The organism is Mycobacterium sp. P7213, from assembly GCF_900604305.1.
Classification (GTDB): domain Bacteria; phylum Actinomycetota; class Actinomycetes; order Mycobacteriales; family Mycobacteriaceae; genus Mycobacterium.
In genome coordinates, this window is record NZ_UWOA01000008.1 from 42,649 (window position 1) to 61,620 (window position 18,972).

Annotated in this window: 16 protein-coding genes; 6 read left to right on the plus strand and 10 right to left on the minus strand. The window is 69.6% G+C overall.

Annotated features, from left to right (window positions below; translation table 11 throughout):
- Positions 1-16: 16 nt before the first annotated feature.
- Together EJK91_RS22900 and EJK91_RS04580 are read right to left on the minus strand one after the other, a co-directional pair.
- Positions 17-2,995 carry a PGRS repeat-containing protein gene (locus EJK91_RS22900; protein WP_164517877.1) on the minus strand — a complete coding sequence of 993 codons (2,979 nt, stop codon included), beginning with the start codon at positions 2,993-2,995 and terminating at the stop codon, positions 17-19.
- A 141-nt stretch (positions 2,996-3,136) separates the two neighbouring features.
- Positions 3,137-4,678 carry an acyl-CoA synthetase gene (locus tag EJK91_RS04580; RefSeq protein WP_036456812.1) on the minus strand — a complete coding sequence of 514 codons (1,542 nt, stop codon included), beginning with the start codon at positions 4,676-4,678 and terminating at the stop codon, positions 3,137-3,139.
- Between the two features lie 403 nt (positions 4,679-5,081).
- Here EJK91_RS04580 and EJK91_RS04585 point away from each other — a divergent pair, with 403 nt between their 5' ends.
- On the plus strand, positions 5,082-5,660 hold the full coding sequence (locus EJK91_RS04585) for a hypothetical protein (RefSeq protein WP_241178624.1): 579 nt from the start codon (positions 5,082-5,084) through the stop codon (positions 5,658-5,660).
- 44 nt (positions 5,661-5,704) lie between these two features.
- A complete protein-coding gene (locus tag EJK91_RS04590) occupies positions 5,705-6,820 on the plus strand; it encodes an alkaline phosphatase family protein (protein WP_125078359.1) in 1,116 nt (371 codons plus the stop codon).
- Between the two features lie 65 nt (positions 6,821-6,885).
- Here EJK91_RS04590 and EJK91_RS04595 read toward each other — a convergent pair whose 3' ends face one another.
- Positions 6,886-8,382, minus strand: coding sequence for a potassium/proton antiporter (locus EJK91_RS04595; RefSeq protein WP_024440151.1), 1,497 nt, complete (start codon positions 8,380-8,382; stop codon positions 6,886-6,888).
- Between the two features lie 146 nt (positions 8,383-8,528).
- Here EJK91_RS04595 and EJK91_RS04600 point away from each other — a divergent pair, with 146 nt between their 5' ends.
- Positions 8,529-9,209 (plus strand): potassium channel family protein, encoded by a 681-nt coding sequence (locus tag EJK91_RS04600; protein ID WP_024440150.1) that lies wholly within the window; start codon positions 8,529-8,531, stop codon positions 9,207-9,209.
- A 25-nt stretch (positions 9,210-9,234) separates the two neighbouring features.
- The gene (locus tag EJK91_RS04605; protein WP_125078360.1) at positions 9,235-10,149 is read left to right on the plus strand and encodes an SAM-dependent methyltransferase; all 915 of its coding nucleotides are present in this window, start codon (positions 9,235-9,237) and stop codon (positions 10,147-10,149) included.
- Between the two features lie 10 nt (positions 10,150-10,159).
- Here the strand turns inward: EJK91_RS04605 and EJK91_RS04610 are convergent, their stop codons facing one another.
- On the minus strand, positions 10,160-10,555 hold the full coding sequence (locus tag EJK91_RS04610; RefSeq protein WP_024440148.1) for a heme-binding protein: 396 nt from the start codon (positions 10,553-10,555) through the stop codon (positions 10,160-10,162).
- Between the two features lie 216 nt (positions 10,556-10,771).
- A complete protein-coding gene (locus EJK91_RS04615; protein WP_024440147.1) occupies positions 10,772-11,527 on the minus strand; it encodes an MBL fold metallo-hydrolase in 756 nt (251 codons plus the stop codon).
- Positions 11,528-11,570: 43 nt separating this feature from the next.
- Between EJK91_RS04615 and fgd the strand changes: the two genes are divergently transcribed.
- Complete coding sequence (gene fgd / locus EJK91_RS04620; protein ID WP_125078361.1) at positions 11,571-12,581, plus strand: glucose-6-phosphate dehydrogenase (coenzyme-F420); 1,011 nt, start codon at positions 11,571-11,573, stop codon at positions 12,579-12,581.
- A 17-nt stretch (positions 12,582-12,598) separates the two neighbouring features.
- Here the strand turns inward: fgd and EJK91_RS04625 are convergent, their stop codons facing one another.
- From EJK91_RS04625 to glnX, 4 genes are read right to left on the minus strand one after another with little or no spacing between them, the layout of a single operon-like run.
- Entirely contained in the window at positions 12,599-12,991 is a 393-nt protein-coding gene (locus tag EJK91_RS04625) for a cupin domain-containing protein (RefSeq protein WP_231383940.1), read from the minus strand.
- Between the two features lie 47 nt (positions 12,992-13,038).
- Positions 13,039-15,288, minus strand: coding sequence for a serine/threonine-protein kinase PknG (locus EJK91_RS04630; protein ID WP_024440144.1), 2,250 nt, complete (start codon positions 15,286-15,288; stop codon positions 13,039-13,041).
- Positions 15,288-16,271 carry a glutamate ABC transporter substrate-binding protein gene (locus EJK91_RS04635; RefSeq protein WP_036456830.1) on the minus strand — a complete coding sequence of 328 codons (984 nt, stop codon included), beginning with the start codon at positions 16,269-16,271 and terminating at the stop codon, positions 15,288-15,290. The genes EJK91_RS04630 and EJK91_RS04635 overlap by 1 nt, the downstream gene beginning before the upstream one ends.
- Positions 16,271-17,590 (minus strand): protein kinase G-activating protein GlnX, encoded by a 1,320-nt coding sequence (glnX, locus tag EJK91_RS04640; protein WP_024440142.1) that lies wholly within the window; start codon positions 17,588-17,590, stop codon positions 16,271-16,273. Before glnX ends, EJK91_RS04635 begins: the two co-directional genes overlap by 1 nt.
- Positions 17,591-17,755: 165 nt before the next feature.
- Between glnX and EJK91_RS04645 the strand changes: the two genes are divergently transcribed.
- A complete protein-coding gene (locus EJK91_RS04645; RefSeq protein ID WP_125078362.1) occupies positions 17,756-18,229 on the plus strand; it encodes an NUDIX hydrolase in 474 nt (157 codons plus the stop codon).
- Between the two features lie 13 nt (positions 18,230-18,242).
- On the opposite strand, the gene thiE is transcribed toward EJK91_RS04645, so the two are convergent.
- Positions 18,243-18,944 (minus strand): thiamine phosphate synthase, encoded by a 702-nt coding sequence (thiE, locus tag EJK91_RS04650; protein ID WP_046301635.1) that lies wholly within the window; start codon positions 18,942-18,944, stop codon positions 18,243-18,245.
- Positions 18,945-18,972: the final 28 nt, after the last annotated feature.

Genomic DNA, 18,972 nt, shown 5'->3' on the forward strand with positions numbered 1-18,972 from the left:
CGTGGCTTGGATCAGGTCAGCTTGCGCTGTCGGAAGGCGCGCTGGGCGTCCCAGGCGCACCCGGCGTGCCATCGGCACTACCGCTGCCGCCGGCTCCGCCCGCCGCACCGGCCACACCGTCCGTACCGCCGTCGGCTCCGTTGCCTCCGACGCCGCCGCTACCGTCGCCGTTCGGGCCGATCTGGCCGCCGGTGCCGCCGGTGCCGCCCGCGCCGCCGGCGCCGCCGGGGCCGGTCTCGGTGGCGTCGGCGCCGTTGCCGCCGTTGCCCCCGGCGCCGCCGTCACCGCCGGTGGCCGCAGCGGTGCCGGTACCTCCATTGCCGCCGTTGCCGCCGGCTCCGCCGACACCGCCGGGCACGGTGATGGTGTCGGTCGAGTCATCGCCAGGCGAGGTGCGGCTGGCGCCGCCGGTACCCGCGTTACCGCCGCGCCCGCCGTTTCCGCCGGTACCGCCGTCCAGTCCGGTGCCGCCGTTGCCGCCGGTACCGCCCTGCCCGGTGGTGCTGACGCCGCCGTCTCCACCGTTGCCGCCGACACTCCCGGCTCCGATACCCGCGCCACCGGCGCCGCCATTGCCGCCGGCGGTGCCGTCGGTCAGGGAAGGCAGAGAACCGCCCTGGGCGCCGATCCCGCCAGTGCCTCCGGTCCCGCCGTCGACACCGGCACCACCGACGCCGCCCGCACCACCGGCGGACTGCAGCCCGTCGCCGCCGTCGCCGCCGTTGCCGCCGGTGCCGGCGATTCCAGCACCGCCACCGCCGCCACCGCCGCCGCCGCCCGAACCGATATCCGGTCGAGCGCCGCCGTTGACGATATTGCCTAGCGCACTGAAGAAGTCACCGAAGCCGGTGGCGCCGGTGCCACCGGCACCGCCCTGGCCGGCGACGCCGCCGCCGCTGGTGCCCCCGGACCCGCCGGCACCGCCGGCGCCTCCACTGCCGCCTAGGAACGAACCGTTTCCGCCGCTGCCGCCGCTGCCGCCGTAGCCAGCGGAGGCGCCGTCGCTGCCGTTTCCGCCGGTACCGCCATTGCCGCCGTTACCGCCACTGCCCGAGAGCGGGCCCGCCGAGGCGCCGTCGCCGCCCCTGCCGCCGTTGCCGGCGACCGCACCGGCACCGCTGGCGTCGCCGGCATTACCGCCGGCGCCACCACTGCCGGGCGTACCTGAGCCTCCTAGGAGGCCGCCGCCGGCGCTGCCGACGCCACCGTCGCCGCCGTCCCCGGCGTGGCCGCCGTCACCGCTGGCGAATCCTCCGGCCCCGCCGGCACCGCCATCGGCTCCCGAACCGCCGAAAAGTCCGCTGCCCGAGGTGAGCGACAACAGTGGGTTGCCGGACAGCTCGGCGACCTTGTCGAGGAGTTCCTGAAGGTCCGCGGGGTCCTTGCCGTTGACTGTCGAGATCTGGGTCAACGCCGTAATGATCTGATCCGGTGAACTGAAGAAGTTGGCCAGCGAGCCGGCGCCGCCGCCGTCACCGCCGGCACCGGCGATGCCACCGGTGCCGCTGCTGGCGCCACCCGTGCCGCCGTTACCGCCGGAACCCGCCTGCCCGCCGCTGAAGAAGCCGCCAAGTCCACCGGTGCCGCCGTTGCCGCCCGCGCCGGCGGCACTGTCGGCGCCGGTGACAGCACCGCCGACACCACCGTCGCCGGCGTTGCCGCCGGTGCCGCCGAACAGGAATCCGCCGAGCCCGCCGGCACCGCCGTTACCGCCCGCTCCCGCGGTGCTGCCGTCGCCGTCGGCGGCGCCACCGGCACCACCGTCGCCGGCAGCTCCACCGTTACCGCCGAAGATCGCGAACGTGGTGCCGCCCTGCCCACCGGTGCCGCCGGCCCCCGCGGTGCTGCCGTCGCCGTCCACGGCACCCCCGGCGCCGCCGGTGCCGCCCTGCCCGCCGGTGCCACCGAACAGCGAGAAGGTGCCGCCGCCGAGGCCACCAGTGCCGCCCGCGCCGCCCAGATCGTTGCCGGCGCCGCCGATGCCACCGTCACCGGCCGCCCCGCCGACGACCCCGCCGTACCGCGTCCACGACAGACCGCCGCCGCCGCCGTTGCCGCCCGCGCCGCCGGTGTCGCCGCTACCGCCGGCACCGCCGGTGCCCCCGGCGCCGCCGATCTTGAACAGGTTGGCGCCGACCGACGGTTTCGAGCCGCCGGCGGTCGGGCCGTTCGCGACCGCTGTACCCCCGTTGCCGCCGTGACCACCGGCCCCGCCGGCGCCGTCCGTTGCATCGCCCCCGGCCCCGCCGTTGCCGCCGACGCCGCCGAAGGAGAACCACTTTCCGGCCGCACCGCCACCGTTGCCGCCGTTACCGCCGTCCCCTCCGGCCACGGCATCGCCGCCCTGGCCGCCCGCGCCGCCGATCCCGATCAGGGTTCCGCTGGTGCCGCCGTCACCGCCGTCGGCGCCGGCGCCACCGATACCGCCGGCACCACCGTTGCCGAACCACCCGGCCGCGCCGCCGTTGCCGCCGGCCACCCCGGCCACATCGGAGTCATAGCCCGCGCCGCCGTCGCCGAACAGCCAGCCACCGCCGCCGCCGGTCGGGTCGTCCTCGGTGCCGGCCAGGCCGTTGCAGATCAGTCCGCACACGGAGTCGGAGGCGAACATCGGATTGATCAGATCGCCGATCTGCTGCCCGAAGGAACTGGACATCCAGTCCTGCATGCCGGTGTGCAGATCCAGGTAGATGCTCTGCGCGAAGTCATCGAAACTGAACGTGGAGAAGCTGAAGTCGGCCGCTCCCAGACCGTCGAACCAACTCGACAGATCCCCAAGGCCCAGGGCGCTGGGGTCGAACACCGCGCTGCCGACATCGCCCGGGTCGAACCAGCTGGCCGGGTCCATCCAGTAGCTCGGGTCGAGCAGATCTTCCAGATCGGCACTGGCGGTGGGCGCGAATCCCACCGGGCTCAGTCCCAGCGTCAGCACGGCGCTCGCTGCCAGAGTGCGGTGGCGGCGCTGGGACGCAACGGATTTGCGCTGGGGCGCCATTGGGTACCTCTTCGGTGCAGCGGTCGCGGCCATAACGCCGAACCAGATTCAGGGGGTTCAGATCCGGAATTTACCGGAACTTAACAAAGGCTGCAGGACTCTGGAAGGGCGCTGCCTACTACCTGCGCGTCACCTGTGACATCACTGTCTGTCTGGTCGGCCGGAGAGCACCTCTCGGAGCTGGTACTTCACCACTTTCCCGGACTGTGTGCGGGGCAAGGCGTCGACGAACTCCAGCCGGATCGGCAGTTTGAACGCCGCGAGCTTCTGCCGGGCGTGGTCTCGCAGCTCATCGAGCTCTAACGTGGCGCCCGGCCGCAGCACCACCACGGCCGTCACCGCCTCGCCCCACTTCTCGTGCGGGGTGCCCAGCACCGCCACTTCGGCGACGGCCGGATGTCCGTACAGCACGTCTTCGACCTCGGCCGGGTAGACGTTCTCGCCGCCGGAGATCACCATGTCCTTCACCCGGTCGAGCACCCAGACATAGCCCTCGTCGTCGGCCTGGCCGATATCGCCGGTGTGAAACCATCCCTCACCGTCGATCACTGCCGCGGTTGCCTCGGGATTGCGCCAGTAGCCGGCCATCACCTGCGGCCCTCGCACGCAGATCTCCCCGCGCGTGCCGGCCGGCACCGGCTGGTTCTCGAGATCGACAAGCCGCACATCCGACAGCGGCAGTACCTGGTTGCCCGCGGCGCCGATTTTCACGCCGACCTCATCGGTGCGCAGCACCAAGGCCAGCGGGGCGGTCTCGGTGAGCCCGTAGCCCTGTGCGAACGGAATGCCGCGCTCGGCGTAGCGGCGGATCAGTGGCTCGGGCACCGGCGCGCCACCGCAGACGAAGCTGCGCACGCTGGACAGGTCGGTGTCGGCGAACTCCGGCCGGTGGCTCATGAACAAGAACATCGCCGGCACCCCGAACATGGTGGTGACCCGTTCTTCGGCGAGGAGTCGCAGCGCTTCGGCTGGATCGAAGGTGGGCATCAGCACGATCCGGCCGCCCTTCTGCAGGGTCAGCAGCGTGGTGACGTTGAGCCCACCGATGTGAAACAGCGGCGCGCAGACCAGCGACACGTCGTGCTGGCTGGTGTCGAACGTCAGCAGGGCATTGATGTTGTTCCAGAACAGGTTTGCGTGAGTGAGCATGGCCCCCTTGGGGTGCCCGGTGGTGCCAGAGGTGTACATGATCACCGCGATGTCGTCGGGCTCGGCGAAGACCGGGTCGGCCAGGGGCGCCCGTTCGGCCAGCAGCTCGTCGAGCACCTCCCAGCCCGGGACCGGCGTCAGCGCGATCACCCGGCGCAGGCCGGCCTGTCGGCGCACCGCATCGATCACTGCGGCGCGCTCGGCATCGGCGACCAGGGTGTGTACCTGCGCGTTGCCCAGGATGTAGCCGAACTCATCGGCGGTCAGTCGCCAGTTCAGTGGCACGAACGAGGCGCCGATCCGTGCCGCGGCGAACAACGTGACCAGAAAGTCCGGGTGGTTGAGGCCCGCGTAGCCGACCCGGTCCCCGCGCTGCATCCCTCCGGCGGCCAGCTCGGCCGCCAGCCTGTCGATCCGATTTGCGAAATCCAGGTAGGTCCAGGTGATTTCGCCGTAGGTGATGGCGGGGAGGTTCGGCGTCGCGGCGGCCCGCCGGGCGATCCAGGAGCCGAGATCGATTGGGGGTGTGTCCACGCCACGAACGCTAACCCGCTGACTGTCGGCGCACGGGTGGTTCGCCGCACGGACGCGGTGAGCCCGTTGGTGACGCTTATCGCTCGTGCTGATTCTTATATCCCGCAGATGGCCGATCTTCAATAAAAGATAGGAGCCGTGGGCCCTTTTATGTGGGTAGCCGAATTATTCGCCGTGTGTTTGGCCACGGCCTTTGTGACGCCGATCTCAATTCCGGGCTTTACCAGGGGAAATGCCGCGTCTCGAGGGGTGGTGGCTGGAGCGGTGACGGAAAGTGAACGCTTTTTGAACATTGTTATTCAACGGGCTTTCCGGGTCGCGTAAATGAGCGATAAACGACTACGTTCGTCCTCGGCCTGGCGGAGTGTCGCCGGGCCAGGTTCATCGAGGAAGGTCTGGACGGATGAGCGGTCCCCGGGGTGGCGGCTTGAGCCGAGGGCAGCGGGCGGCGGTCCGTGTGACGGCCACGATTGTGTCCGCCGGATTCTGCTTGCTGGTCGCACCGGCGGCGCACGCCGACCTCGAGGACTTACTCGACATCGTGATCGGCGCGGCGAGTGCCGGCCCCGACCCTGTCGACGTGGCCGACCTTCCGGCGGGCTCGGTGGACCTGGCCGCCTCCGGAGTCCTGCAGGACCCGCTGGCAGAACTCGATCAGCTGTTGCACGGCGAGCCAGGGCAACTCAGTCCAGAACCGGCCACCGAGTCCAGCCCGGGCACGCCCACCGACACCAACTCCGGCGACACCACCCCGACGCCTGCCAATGGCGAGCATCACACCGGCGACTCGGAAAACTCGAACAACTCCACCAGCTTCCCCAAGCTCAGCATGCCCAGCGGAGGCAACGGCGGCGGTGGTTCCGGCGGTGGCGGTAACGGCTCAGGTGCCCAGGGCGGCAATAACACCAAGACCAAGTCGAACACCAGCGCTGCCAAGCCCGGCGCCGATCTGCCGAAAGCCGAGGGCGACGGCGTCAGCTAGCTCCTGGGCTGCAGCGCGGCGCCGATCGATGGCAGGCTGAACCGGTGCCCGGTTCGATCTGCGACATCCTGCCGTCCGCGGCCGCGCTGCTTGGAGTTTCGGGCGCGACCGACACACTCGGTCTGCGCGAGCGCGTCGGTGGCGTGCAACGGGTGGCGGTGGTGCTGGTCGACGGGCTGGGCTACCAACTGTTGCCGCAGCTGACGCGGGACGCCCCGCTGCTGGCCTCGGTGCTGGCCGGTACCACCGGTCAACTGACCGAACTGTCTTGCACGTTCCCCTCCACCACACCGACCAGCCTGGTCTCGCTGGGCACCGGCGTACCCCCGGGCGAGCATGGCGTGCTGGGCTTCACCGTCAATGTCCCCGGAACGGATCAGGTGCTCACGCACATCTTCTGGGGTGACGAGCCGCCGCCGGCGCTCTGGCAGCCGGTGCCCACCTGGTTCGAGCGGCTGCGCGACGCCGGCGTGGCGGCCCGCGCCGTGCTGCCGGAGATGTTCGTCGGCAGTGGGCTGACCGAGTCCGCCTACCGGGGCGCGGAGTTTCGCCCGGTGGCCAAGGGCGAGCCCTACGCGCGGCGGGTCGCCGCGGAGCTGGCCGCGCCGGGCTTGGTCTACGGCTACACCGCAGCACTCGACCACGCCGCGCATGTGTCGGGAATCGGCTCACCGCACTGGCACGCCGCGGCCGCCAAAGTCGATGCGCTGCTGCGGCATCTCCTCGAGGAGCTGCCGCGCGACACGGCGCTGCTGGTGACCGCGGACCACGGCGGGCTCAACGTGCCCGAGGAGGCCCGCATCGACCTCGACGCCGACCCGGCGTTGCGGGCCGGAATCCGGGTGGTCGCCGGTGAGCCGCGGGTGCGCTACCTGCACACCGAGCCGGGCGCGACAGCCGACGTGCTGGCGGCCTGGACCGAACGCCTGGCCGGGCGCGCCCTGGTGCAAACCCGCGAACAGGCCGTCGCCTCAGGGGTATTCGGGCCGGTGCGGGACCGGCATCTGGCACGTATCGGCGACCTCGTGGTGACCTGTACCGGCGACACCGCGATACTGGCGACCGAACACGAGCCGCCGCAGACGGCACAACTCATCGGCTTCCACGGCGGGCTCACCCCGGCTGAGACGGCGATCCCGCTGCTCACCTTCTCTCGTTGACGCCGCGCTGAGGGCGCAAGAGTACGAGTGGCCCCCGCTCCCAGCGCAGGGCCACCGCGACGGGGTTACTCGTTATCGCCGTACTCGTCGAACCAGTGGGCCAGCTTGCCGCGCCGGCTGACCGCTCGCAGCCGGCGTTCGGCGGACAAGCGGGTCTTGCTGGTGGTCACGATGAGCAGCTCGTCGCCGATGGTGATCCGAGTGTCGGGCTGCGGCACGAAGGTGTCGCCCTTGCGAATGATCAGCGTGATGACGCTCGGGTCGGGCAGCCGCAGCTCCAGCACCGAGACGTTGTGCAGTTTCGAACCCGGCTGCACCGTCATGGTCAGTAGCTCGGCCTCCAAGACGTCCAGCGGCGCCGCCTCGACCTGGATCTCGCGGGTGGCGTCGCGCGGGATCAGTCGTAGCCAGTGGGCGAACAACCCCAGGCTGGGGCCCTGCACCACCGTGTAGACCACCACCAGGATGAACACGATGTTGAGCAGGCGGTAGCTGTCCGGTACGCCCTCGACGATCGGGAAGGTCGCCAGCACGATCGGGACCGCGCCACGCAGTCCCGCCCAGGACAGGAAGATCTGTTCACGCCAGGGCACCTTGAACCAGATCAGCGACGCCACCACCGACACCGGCCGGCTCAACAGCAGCAGCACCGCACCGATGATCAGCGCCGGGATCAGTTCGCCGGACAACTGGCTCGGGCTCACCAGGAGGCCCAGCAACACGAAGAGCCCGATCTGCGCCAGCCAGCCCAGCCCCTCGGCGAACGAGCGGATGGCCGCGCGGTGCGGCAGGCCGGAGTTGGCCAGCACCACACCCGACAGGTAGGCGGCGATGAATCCGCTGGAGTGCAACGACGCCGCCGCCGCGAACGCCACCATGGCGAGCCCGAACGTCGCCAAGGGATACAGACCGGACGCCGGCAAGGCCGCCCGGCGCAGCATTATCGCGCCGAGTAGCCCGACGGCCAGGCCGATCGCCGAGCCCGCCACCAGCTCATAGAACACCCCGCCGATGGCGTGGACGGGGTCGATCACCAGCGGCGTCGTGCTCAGCATCAGCACCACGATGGCCGCCGGGGCATCGTTGAAACCGGACTCCGCCTCCAGCAGGCCGGCCACCCGTCTGGGCAGCGGCAGCACCCGCAGGATGGAGAACACCGCCGCGGCGTCGGTCGGTGAGACGATCGCACCCAGCAGGAACGCCAATTGCCAACTGATACCCAGCAGCAGGTGCGCGGCCACCGCTATCACCGCCATGCTGACCACGACGCCGACGGTGGCCAGCACCGCCGCCGGCGCCAGCAGCCGACGGATGTTGGCGAACCGGGTGGTCAAACCACCTTCGACCAGGATCACGGCCAGCGCGGTGGTGCCCAGGTCACTGGCCAGTTGTACGTCGGAGAAATCCAGGCCCAGCCCGTCGTTGCCGATCGCCACACCGACCAGCAGGAACAGCAACAGACTGGGCAGCCCGACCCGATCCGCCGCGCGGGTGGCGATAATGCTGGCCAGCAGGACCAAGCCCCCGATCAACAGAGCCAGGTAGAGCTGTTCCAGGCTCATCTGATCCCCGTTCGGGCTGTTGGTGGCGGTCGGACCCGCCTATGTGATTCGCTCAAAGTCGGCGGGTTCGTGTTATCTGTCAGTAAATCAGTAGCGCTGTCACGACTGTGTTACGCCCGGAGCGGCGGGGGATGAGGGGAGCCAGCATGCGCATCGGGATCGCCGGCGCCGGCGCGGTGGGGCGGTCGGTCGCGCGAGAACTGATCGGCGACGGTCACCGGGTGCTGCTGATTGAACGCAACCCGGCGCACTACCAGCCCCATACCGTCCCGGAAGCCGAGTGGCTGCTCGCGGATGCCTGCGAGCTGAGTGCGCTGCGGGAATGCGGCATCGAGATCTGTGATGTGGTGATCGCTGCCACCGGTGACGACAAGGCCAACCTGGCCACCGCGTTGCTGGCCAAGGCGGAGTTCGGGGTGGCCCGGGTGGTGGCTCGGGTCAACAACGCCCGCAACGAGCCGCTGTTCACCGAAGAGTGGGGCATCGACGTGGCGGTCTCCACCCCACGGGCGATGGTCGCCGCGGTGGAGGGCGCCATCGACGTCGGCCACCTGGTCCCGTTGATGGGCCTGCGGCGCGGTCAGGCCAGCCTGACGAAACTGACTCTGCCCGAGGACAACCCGCTGATCGGTCGGCAGGTCTGTGACATCGTGCTGCCCGACGGCGCCGCGCTGGTCGCGGTGCAGCGCGGTGACCGGGTGATTCTGCCGCGGGCGACCGAGGCGCTGCAGGCCGGCGACGAGATGCTCTTCGCCGCGGCCAGCGGGATAGACGACGCGGTCCGCGCGGTGGTGCACGGCGCTCCCGCCGGCAGAAGGACACACTGACGTCGTGCCGTCGCGGTGGGGACCCGTGAGTACGGCGCCGAACGAGCAGGATGACGCCGGGAGCCTGGCCAGCGGCGCGGGCGTCATGGCCACTGTGCTGGCGGCGGCACGGGCCGCGGCGGTGTCGCGCGAGCTGATCAACGACCCGTTCGCAGCGCCGTTGGTGCACAAGGTCGGCCTGGAGTTCTGCATCCGGGTGGCCGACGGGGACCTCGACATCAGCCGGCTCGGCAGAGACGGGGGATTTCCCCGGTTTGCCGAGTTCTCCGCGGCGCGGACCCTGTTCTTCGACGCGTTCTTCACCGATGCCGCCCGCGCGGGCATCCGGCAGGCGGTGATCCTGGGCTCGGGGCTCGACACCCGGGCCTATCGGCTGTGGTGGCCGCCGGAGACCATCGTCTTCGAGGTCGACCATCCGAATGTCGTGGACTTCAAGACCAGCACCATGCGGGCCTGGGACGCCACGCCGAGCGTCAACCGTCGCGCGGTCGGCGTCGACCTACGCGGCGACTGGCCGGCGGCTCTGTGCCGGGTGGGTTTTGACGCCGCCGCGCCCACCGTGTGGGTGATCGAGGGGTTGCTGGTCTGGTACGTCCCCTCCGATGCGCAGAATCGTCTGCTCGACGGCGTCACTGCGCTCAGCGCGCCTGGCAGCCGGCTCGCCGCTGATCACGCGGTGCCACCGAGCCGGCCGCAGGCCGTCCATCACGAATCACTCGTCGAGCGGTGGCGCCGGCGTGGCCTGAGCCTCACCGGGCCCGGCCCGTTCTATTCCGGAGAGCACACCGACGTCGTGCGGCATCTCACCGAAAGCGGCTGGGCCACCAGCCAATCCGGTATCGCTGACCTGTTCGCGGCGGCCCGGCTGCCCCGGCTGTCCGACCGTGAACTCGACGGCGCTCCGGCGGCCATCCGCTACGTTGCGGCCGCCCGGCGCTGACCGCCCGACGCTATCCGGCCATGAATTCGGCGTAGGCCGAAGCCAACTCGGGCGGCAGGCCCGTGGTCTGGCATTGCCGTTGCGTCTCGCCGATGGGCGCCAGGATGTTCCGCAGTTCGAAGTACTCCTGGGGGTGAGCGGTGAAGTAGCTGCGCACATCCGCGGCGGCTTGTGGCCGCGGTGCGCCGATGGCCTGATTCACCACCGCGTTGGCGCCGGGGTGAGCGGCCAGGTACTGCCGCGCTGAACCCGTCACCGAGTTCACGGTGTGGGATACCCCAGCTGGACTGCAGTCCGGTGCCGCAGACGCCGACGGCGCGACGACCAGGGCGGCGGCGGTGGCGCCAAGCAGTCCGGCACCGAGGCCGAGCCGGTGAAACATGGTGAAGCCGTGGGCTTTCGACATTGATTTTCCTTCCGGGTGTGGAATGCAGTTCCCGTCCGGAGCCCAAGGTACGCGCGGCTGGAGTGCACGCCATGTGTCCTGGGGCACACGATTGACGCTTGCAGCCATCGTTCCTGCACTGGCCGCAGCTTTTGGCGGCAATCACTCCACATGTACGGAGCGATTCGGTAAGGGCCGTCCTTAATCTGCGGGATCAGCACTTATCCGATCGTGACCTTAATATTTGCTGGCACGCTCGATTGCGGCCTCGGCGGCCTCTTTGATCGGCCCATGCCAGACATCGCCGTGACCGGGTGCCAAGACCTCGGTCTCCAGCAGCGCCAGCGCGCTGAGGCTGCGCAGACAGTCCTGCTGGCTGTAGCTGAAGAGCTCCGGCAGCAGCTGCGGCCCGCTGTGCGACAACACCGGATGACCGGTGATCAGCGCATCCCCGCTGGCCAGCACGCCATCGACCAGGTACGAGCAGTGCCCGCGGGTGTGGCCGGGGGTGGGGATGGCGACCGGCTGACCGGGCAGTCCGGCGGCGATCTCGCCGGTCAGCGCTTGTGCGGACGGGATGCCCTCCCGGTTCAGGCCGCCGCTGCGCACCACGTGCGCGCTCCACAGTGCCCAGCTCGGCCGCCACAGTCGCGGAGCCAACGCCAGCGGTGAAACCTGCTCCAGATACTCGCGTTTGGCGTGGCCGACCTCGTCGGCGTGGCAGTAGACCGGGGTGCCGTGGGTCTTTGCGAGCCAGATCGCCGCACCGAAATGGTCGACGTGGGCATGGGTGAGCAACACCGCCCGCACATCGGCCGGGCGATAGCCCAAGGCGCCCAGCGACGCCGACACGTCGGCGCGATCGCCGGGGTAACCGGCGTCGATCAACATGACTCCGCTGTCGTCGGTGACCAGCAGCCAGTTGACGGCTTCACCGCGGGCCAAGTACACCCGTTCGGTCACCGGAACGAGCTCGACGAGCTTCTCACCCATGCCCGTGAGTTTAGAAAGGCGGCGGGAGAGTAGAAAAGGTGGAATGGCGGAACTAAAACTCGGGTACAAGGCATCGGCAGAGCAGTTCGGGCCGCGGGAGCTGGTGGAGCTCGGCGTAGCCGCCGAAGCGCATGGGATGGACAGCGCCACCGTCAGCGACCACTTCCAGCCCTGGCGGCATGAAGGCGGGCATGCCCCGTTCTCGTTGGCCTGGATGACCGCGGTCGGCGAGCGGACCAGCAAGATCCAGCTCGGCACCTCGGTGCTGACCCCGACCTTCCGGTACAACCCCGCCGTCATCGCGCAGGCTTTCGCGACGATGAGCTGCCTGTATCCGCAGCGGATCTTTCTGGGGGTTGGCACCGGCGAGGCTTTGAACGAGATTGCCACCGGTTTCACCGGCGAGTGGCCCGAGTTCAAGGAGCGGTTCGGGCGGCTGCGTGAGTCGGTGCGGCTGATGCGCGAACTGTGGCGCGGTGACCGGGTGGACTTCGACGGCGACTACTACAAGCTCAAGGGCGCCTCGATCTACGACGTCCCGGAGTCCGGAGTGCCGGTCTACATCGCGGCCGGGGGGCCGGCGGTGGCGAAGTACGCGGGGCGCGTCGGCGACGGTTTCATCTGCACCTCCGGCAAGGGCGCGGAGCTCTACACCGAGAAGCTGATGCCGGCCGTGCGCGAGGGCGCGGCCATCGCCGAACGCGACGTCGACGGCGTCGACAAGATGATCGAGATCAAGATCTCCTATGACCCGGATCCCGACCTGGCGCTGAACAACACTCGATTCTGGGCGCCGCTGTCGCTGACCGCCGAGCAGAAGCACTCCATCGACGACCCGATCGAGATGGAGAAGGCCGCCGACGCGCTGCCGATCGAGCAGATCGCCAAACGCTGGATCGTCGCCTCGGACCCCGATGAGGCCGTGGAGAAAGTCGGCGAGTACGTGCAGTGGGGCCTGAACCACCTGGTGTTCCACGCACCCGGCCACGACCAGCGCCGTTTCCTGGAGCTGTTCAAGACCGACCTGGAGCCGCGGCTGCGCCGGCTGGGCTGAGCAGCTTCAGGGACCGGTCAGGCGTAACCACAACCGGGGTCGGGCGCATCCTCGAAGAGCGGGGCGCCTATCGGCAACAGGTACACCGCCTGCAGCACCACCGGAGTCGACCCCAGGTTGCGGCCGATGTGGGCATGCTCGGGCCCGCCGGGTTCGGTGATCGGATCGCCGGGTCCGTAGCTGCCGTCGAGACTGCAGTCGGCGCGATGATGGGTCAAGGTGCCCTGTCGCACGACGCCGAAGACGGTGCCGGGATGCCAGTGCCACCCGGTGCTGCCGCCGGGTTCGATGGTGATCTCCCGCAGGAAGTAGTCTCGGCCGTCGACCGAGGTCTGGGACAGGGTCACCCCGCTGGTCTGGTCGCTCGGCGTCGCGGTGGCCGGTGGCGCCAGCGCGACCACTAAGGTCACGGAAATCGCGCAAGCTCGCCGAAGCCGGCTGGGGACGGTCATCGGATCTAGAACGTGCTCATCGGCCGCACCGCGTTGGCCGTGTCGACCAGGCGGTAGCGATGCTCCTGGGTGGGCGCGAGCCGGGCCAGGGCGCGCAGCGCCATCTCCACACCGAGCCGCAAACCGTGCTCGGTGAACGGGAATCCGAGGATGTGGTTCGTGCTGGCCTCGTGCTCGGTCAGCCAGTCCATCGCCGCGCCCAGCACCAGCGCCCGGATCTGCAACACTCGCGGTTCGGTGTCCGGCAGCGCCTCCACCCGGCGGGCAGCATCACGGATCTGGGCCTCAGTGATCTCGCTGGACGAACGCCCCGACAGCAGTGTCACCGCGCTGGTCAACCGCGCGGTGGTGAAATGCCTTGAGGTGGCTGGAACTTCGTCGAGGGTACGGACAGCCGCGGTCCGGTCGCCTTCCACCGAAAGAGCGCGGGCCAGACCGAAGGCGGCCGAGATCACGCTGTCGTCGGTGTGCCACACCGACTCGTAGAAACCGCGCTCGTCGTCGGTTCCGGCCAGCTCGGCGGTGGCGGCCAACGCCATCTTCGGCGCCAGCTCGCCGGGGAACATGTCGAGCACCTCGGTGAAGTCTTTGCGGGCCGCCTCGTAGTCGCCGGTGAGCAGTTCGGCCACCCCACGGAACCAGACCAGCCGCCAGAGCCAGCCCACCTGCTCCGCCAGGGCGTCGAGCTTGCTGGTCGCCTTGGTGACGTTGCCCAGGTCGAGCAGCGCCCGCACCTCCATCAGCGGCAGGCCGATGGACTCCGACAAATCGATGCCATCGGACTCCAGCGAGCTGTTTCGCACAGCGCGCAGCGAGTCGAGTGTCTGCACCGGTTCGCTGAGCTCCATCGACGACAACAGTGGAGCGGCGACATCGCTCGGGTCGATCAGCGGCACCTGCAGGGCAGTCACGATCTCACGTGCCGTCAGGTTCTGGGAGTGCACATGCCCGTCCAGGTAGACGTCGGTGTGCGCGACCAGCAGGTGCTCGCCGAAGGTGGACCGCGAACGGGTGAACACCGTCGACAGGCCGGGCCGCGGTGTCCCGGTGTCGCGGGCCACCACTTCGCGCAGTACGCCCATCAGCTGCGCGGACATCTCCTCGGCAGAGGAGAACCGCCTTCGCGGGTCGGGATCGATGGCCCGCCGCAGCAGCCGGCGGTAGGAGTCGTACTTCTTCAACACCGGGTCGTCGTCGGGCAGTCCCTCGACGTAGCGGCCGTCACGGGTGCGCAACTTCAGCGTCAGCGCGGCCAGGGTCCGACCCACGGTGTAGATGTCGGTGGCCACGGTAGGACCGGTGCGAACGATGTCGGGCGCCTGGAACCCGGGGGTGCCGTAGAGGTAGCCGAAGGAGTTGATGCGTGCCACCGCGCCGAGGTCGATCAGCTTCAGCTGCTCCTCGGTGAGCACTATGTTCTCCGGCTTGAGGTCGTTGTAGACCAGGCCCAGTGAATGCAGATAACCCAGGGCGGGAAGGATTTCCAGCATGTAGGCGATGGCTTGGGCTACCGGCAGCCGAGTGCCGCGGCGCTGTTTGAGCGATTGGCCGCCGACGTACTCCATCACGATGTAGCCGACCGGGTCGCCGTGGGAGTCCGGGTGCTGAACGAAGTTGAAGATCTTGACGATCGACGGATGGGTTACCTCGGCGAGGAACTGCCGCTCGGCCATCGCGATGGCCTGCGCCTCGGCGTCGCCGGAATGCACCAGGCCCTTGAGCACCACCGGACGCTCGTTGACGTTGTGGTCGACCGCCAGATACACCCAGCCCAGACCGCCGTGGGCCACGCAGCCCTTGATCTCGTATTGGCCGGCCACCATATCGCCGGGTTTGAGCTGCGGCAGAAAGGAATACGGGCTTCCACAGTGTGGGCACCAGCCTTCGGAGGCGCCCTTCGCATCCCCGGTGGACCGGCCCACCGGTCGGCCGCAATTCCAGCAGAAGCGCTTGGACTCGGCGACTTCCGGATCGTCCATCAGCGCGGCGAGCGGGTCGATCGGGGGAACCCGGGGGATCTCCACCAGGCCGCCGCCCAGCCGCCGCCGCGGAGCGACGGGGCGCACCACCGTCGTGTCATGGGATTCGACCGAAATCGCGGAGTTCGAGCCCTCCCGGGGGCGGAAGATCGCCTGGGTCGACATCGGCCGACGTACCGACGACGATTCCGCCAGCACGTCCGCGCGCTGAGTGGCCGGGCCGTCGTCTTCCAGTTCGGCCGCGGTCTGCCCTGCGTCGTCGTCGCGGTCAGCCATCAGTCCGAATACCTCGGTGTCGGTGGTACCGGCGCCGGCCCCAGCACCGTCAACCACTTGCGGTACAAGGTGTTCCACGTGCCGTCGCGGCGGATGCGCTCCAGTGTTCCGTTGACGAAGCGCACCAGCCCGGTGTTGTTCAGGTTGATCCCGATCCCGTACGGCTCCTCGTCCATGCTCGGTCCGACGATGTGCAGGTACGGGTCCTGAGACATCAGGCCGGCCAAGATCGAGTCGTCGGTGCTGACGGCGTCGACCTGACGCTGTTGCAGCGCCACCAGGCAGTCGGCCCAGTTCACCACCGAAACGATGATCGGGGCCGGAGTGATGTTGCGGATCCGCCGCAGCGAGGTGGTGCCCTGCGCCACACAGACCCGCTTGCCGGAGAGGTCCGCGGCCTGGCGGATCGCGGAGTCGCGCGGGACCAGCAGTCGCTGATTGGCCACCAGGTACACCGTGGAGAAGTTCACCAGCTCACGTCGGCCGCAAGTGATGCTCATGGTCTTGACCACGATATCGACTTCGGACTTCTGCAGGGCCGCGATCCGTTCGGCCGACGCCAGTATTCGGTATTCGACTTGCGAGGGCGTGCCGAAGATGTCGCGGGCTACCTCGCCGGCGATATCGACGTCGAAGCCGGTGATCTCACCGGTTATCGGGTCGCGGAAGCTGAACAGGTTGCTGCCGATGTCCAGCCCGACGATCAGCCGGCCCCGATGGCGGATCTTGGCGACCGCCGCATCAGCCTCGGCCTTGGTGTGGAACGGGCGCAGGCTGGCGGTGGCATCGCAGTCCTCGGTGCGCGGTTCCGGCGGCCGTGGCGCCTCCGGCGCCAACTCCTCCATACCGGCCGGGGTGGGCGGTGGCAGCGTCGGCATCGCGGTCGCGGTCACGAATTCCGAGCGGCCGCAGCCGGTCAGGCCGGACAGCACCAACACGGCGCTCAATGCGCACAGCAGCAACCGGGGCCGACGTTGGATCATCATCTGTACTCGTTCAGTCGAGGCCACAAGCCCAGCGCGACCGCGATCGCGGCACCCATGCTCAGTACCGCGCCGCCCACCGGGGCCACCGACAGTACCCGGCGGGCGTTGAGGACATCGCCGCGCAGCTGATTGCGACTGTGCTGCAGCGCCTTGTCCAGGGCCGCATCGAGCTGGTCGAACGCCGGCGTCGAGTCGTCGCCGCTGCCTCCCAGCGCGACCTGGGTGGCGGCCCGGTAGTTGCCGACGCTGATGTACGCGTTCATCCGATCATTGGCCTGCCGCCAGCGGGCCAGCAGCTGCCCGGCGTTGGCCAGGTCGGCCTTGTCCACGGCGTCGCCGCGCTCCAGATACTCCTGCAGCTGCTCCTGCATGGTGTCGATGCGCTGGTAGAAGGTCTGCTTGCGGGTCTCCTCGTCGCCGCGCCGGATCAGCGACAGGGTCTCGTCGGCACGGGCCTGCTGCGCGGTGATCGCCAGATTGGTGATCTCTTTGAGCGACTCGGCGCCGGTGTCCTTGGCGGTGCGGCTGCCCGCGGTGGAGATCACCAGCACCGTTCCGACCCAGATGACCATCAACAGAATCGCGAGGCCACCGGCGACCAGACCGGGGTTGATCCGGCGCCGGGTGTGTCGGGCCAGCCAGCGGTGCGCGAACGCGCCGAACAGCACGGTGGTCGCGACCACCAAAATCACCGGTGCCGGAACCCGCGTCGACGCCGTGGTCTGCACGTCCACGGTCGCCGAAGTCGCCTGGTAGAGGCGCTGGGCGTCGGGAAGGATGGTGTGCTGCATCAGCTCGGAGGCTTCCGACAGGTACGACGAGCCGACTGGATCACCCGAGCGGTTATTGGTCCGGGCCGTCTCGATCAGACCGGTGTAGACGGCCAGCTGCGCATTGATTCGGCCCAGCAGTTGCAGCAGTGGCTCGTCGTCCAGACCGCCGGAGGCCCTGGTCACTGCCACCGCGGCGGCGGTGATGGCCTGTTCGTAGCGTTCCCGCACCGCCCGCGGTTCGCCCTGGGCGATGAATGCGGTGGCTGCCGCGGCGTCGGCGACCGACAGGGTGGTGTAGAGCTGCCCGGCGGCATACGCCAACGGCTCGGTGTGGTCGAGCACCGTGGTCAGGGTGTTCTGCCGGTTGTTGATCGTGGTGGCGGTGGCGAAGGCGCTGAGGCCGCCGAGGGCGGCGAGGATGAGTCCGATGGCCAGAATGCGGCCGGGGGTGGTGGTGAAGAACCACCATCGGGGTCTGGCCGGTTCGGTCGGCGACCGTAACCCCGCTGGCTCGGTTGACGGGTGCGCCAACTCAACGGTCACGTCTGTTCAGGCTCCATCCCTGCGGCTGATCGCGGCACCAACGATAATAAAGGGATTCTAAGAGCGTGGGCGGTGTCTGCGCGGCCTCTCGGGCCGGTTGTTGTCGAAAACGTCGCGTGATCTCGCCAGAACCGAGACCTTGCCCGCCCCGATACGCTTCCAAGCGTGCGTGGTGACGGCGATGGGTGGGCGTTCTCCGATACCGGCGTCCGCTTCTGGGGCCGGCACGGTGCGGCGGGGCTGCTTCTGCGGGCTCCCCGGCCCAATGGTGCCCGCACCGTGCTGCTGCAACACCGCGCCTGGTGGAGCCATCAGGGCGGCACCTGGGCGCTGCCCGGCGGCGCTCGCGACAGCCACGAGACCGCTGAAGAGGCCGCGATCCGGGAGGCGCATGAGGAGGCCGGCCTGCCCGCCGAGCGGATCATCGTGCGCGCGGCGGTGGTGACCGCGTCGGCCAGTGGCACCAGCTGGACCTACACCACCGTCGTCGCCGACGCCGACGAGTTGCTGCCGGTGGTGCCCAATGGAGAGAGCACCGAACTGCGGTGGGTCGACGAACATGACGTCGCCGGGCTGCCGTTGCATCCGGGTTTCGCCGCCAGCTGGGATTTGTTGCGCGGGCTGGAACTGCCCGGCTGAGACCGGCCGCCCGCTACGCCCCGGTCAGCCCGGCCCGCAGTGCCGCCGCCGCGGCCCGGGGGTCCTCGGCAGCGGTGATCGCGCGCACCACCACCACCCGGCTGGCGCCGGCCGCCACCACCTGCGGCAGCCGCTCGAGGTCGATACCGCCGATGGCGAACCACGGCTTGGCCTGGCCCGCGTCGGCGGCGAACCGCACCAGCTCCAGCCCCGGGGCCGATCGGCCCGGCTTGGTCGGCGTGGGCCAGCACGGCCCAGTGCAGAAGTAGTCGACCGGCTCGGACAGGGCCGTGCTGACCTGATCGCGGTCATGGCACGACCGGCCGATCAGCATCTGCGGCCCGATGACCTCGCGCGCCGCCGGCAGCGGCAGGTCGTCTTGGCCCAGGTGCAGCACGTCGGCACCGGCGGCACGGGCGATGTCGGCGCGGTCATTGACCGCCAGCAGGGCCCCGTGCTGTCGCGCGGCGTCAGCCAGGATCTCCAGCGCCGCCAGTTCGCCGCGGGCCTCCAGCGGGCCGAACCGCTGCTCGCCCGCCGAACCCTTGTCGCGCAGTTGGATGATGTCGACGCCACCGGCCAGCGCGGCATCGGCGAACTCGGCCAGGTCACCGCGTTCCCGGCGGGCATCGGTGCACAGGTAGAGCCGGGCATCCGCGAGTCGGGCGCGACGGTCGGAGGGCGGGCTGGGGGGTCGGCCGGAGGGTTTGTGCACACCGCGACGCTAGCGGCTAGCTTGGTGT

What these genes read in the sequence shown, in the direction of transcription:
- EJK91_RS22900 (WP_164517877.1), bottom strand. Translation starts at nt 2,995, where the DNA reads ATGGCGCCCCAGCGCAAATCCGTTGCGTCCCAGCGCCGCCACCGCACT.
- EJK91_RS04585 (WP_241178624.1), top strand. Translation starts at nt 5,082, where the DNA reads ATGAGCGGTCCCCGGGGTGGCGGCTTGAGCCGAGGGCAGCGGGCGGCG.
- EJK91_RS04595 (WP_024440151.1), bottom strand. Translation starts at nt 8,382, where the DNA reads ATGAGCCTGGAACAGCTCTACCTGGCTCTGTTGATCGGGGGCTTGGTC.
- EJK91_RS04600 (WP_024440150.1), top strand. Translation starts at nt 8,529, where the DNA reads ATGCGCATCGGGATCGCCGGCGCCGGCGCGGTGGGGCGGTCGGTCGCG.
- EJK91_RS04610 (WP_024440148.1), bottom strand. Translation starts at nt 10,555, where the DNA reads ATGTCGAAAGCCCACGGCTTCACCATGTTTCACCGGCTCGGCCTCGGT.
- EJK91_RS04615 (WP_024440147.1), bottom strand. Translation starts at nt 11,527, where the DNA reads ATGGGTGAGAAGCTCGTCGAGCTCGTTCCGGTGACCGAACGGGTGTAC.
- fgd (WP_125078361.1), top strand. Translation starts at nt 11,571, where the DNA reads ATGGCGGAACTAAAACTCGGGTACAAGGCATCGGCAGAGCAGTTCGGG.
- EJK91_RS04630 (WP_024440144.1), bottom strand. Translation starts at nt 15,288, where the DNA reads ATGGCTGACCGCGACGACGACGCAGGGCAGACCGCGGCCGAACTGGAA.
- EJK91_RS04635 (WP_036456830.1), bottom strand. Translation starts at nt 16,271, where the DNA reads ATGATCCAACGTCGGCCCCGGTTGCTGCTGTGCGCATTGAGCGCCGTG.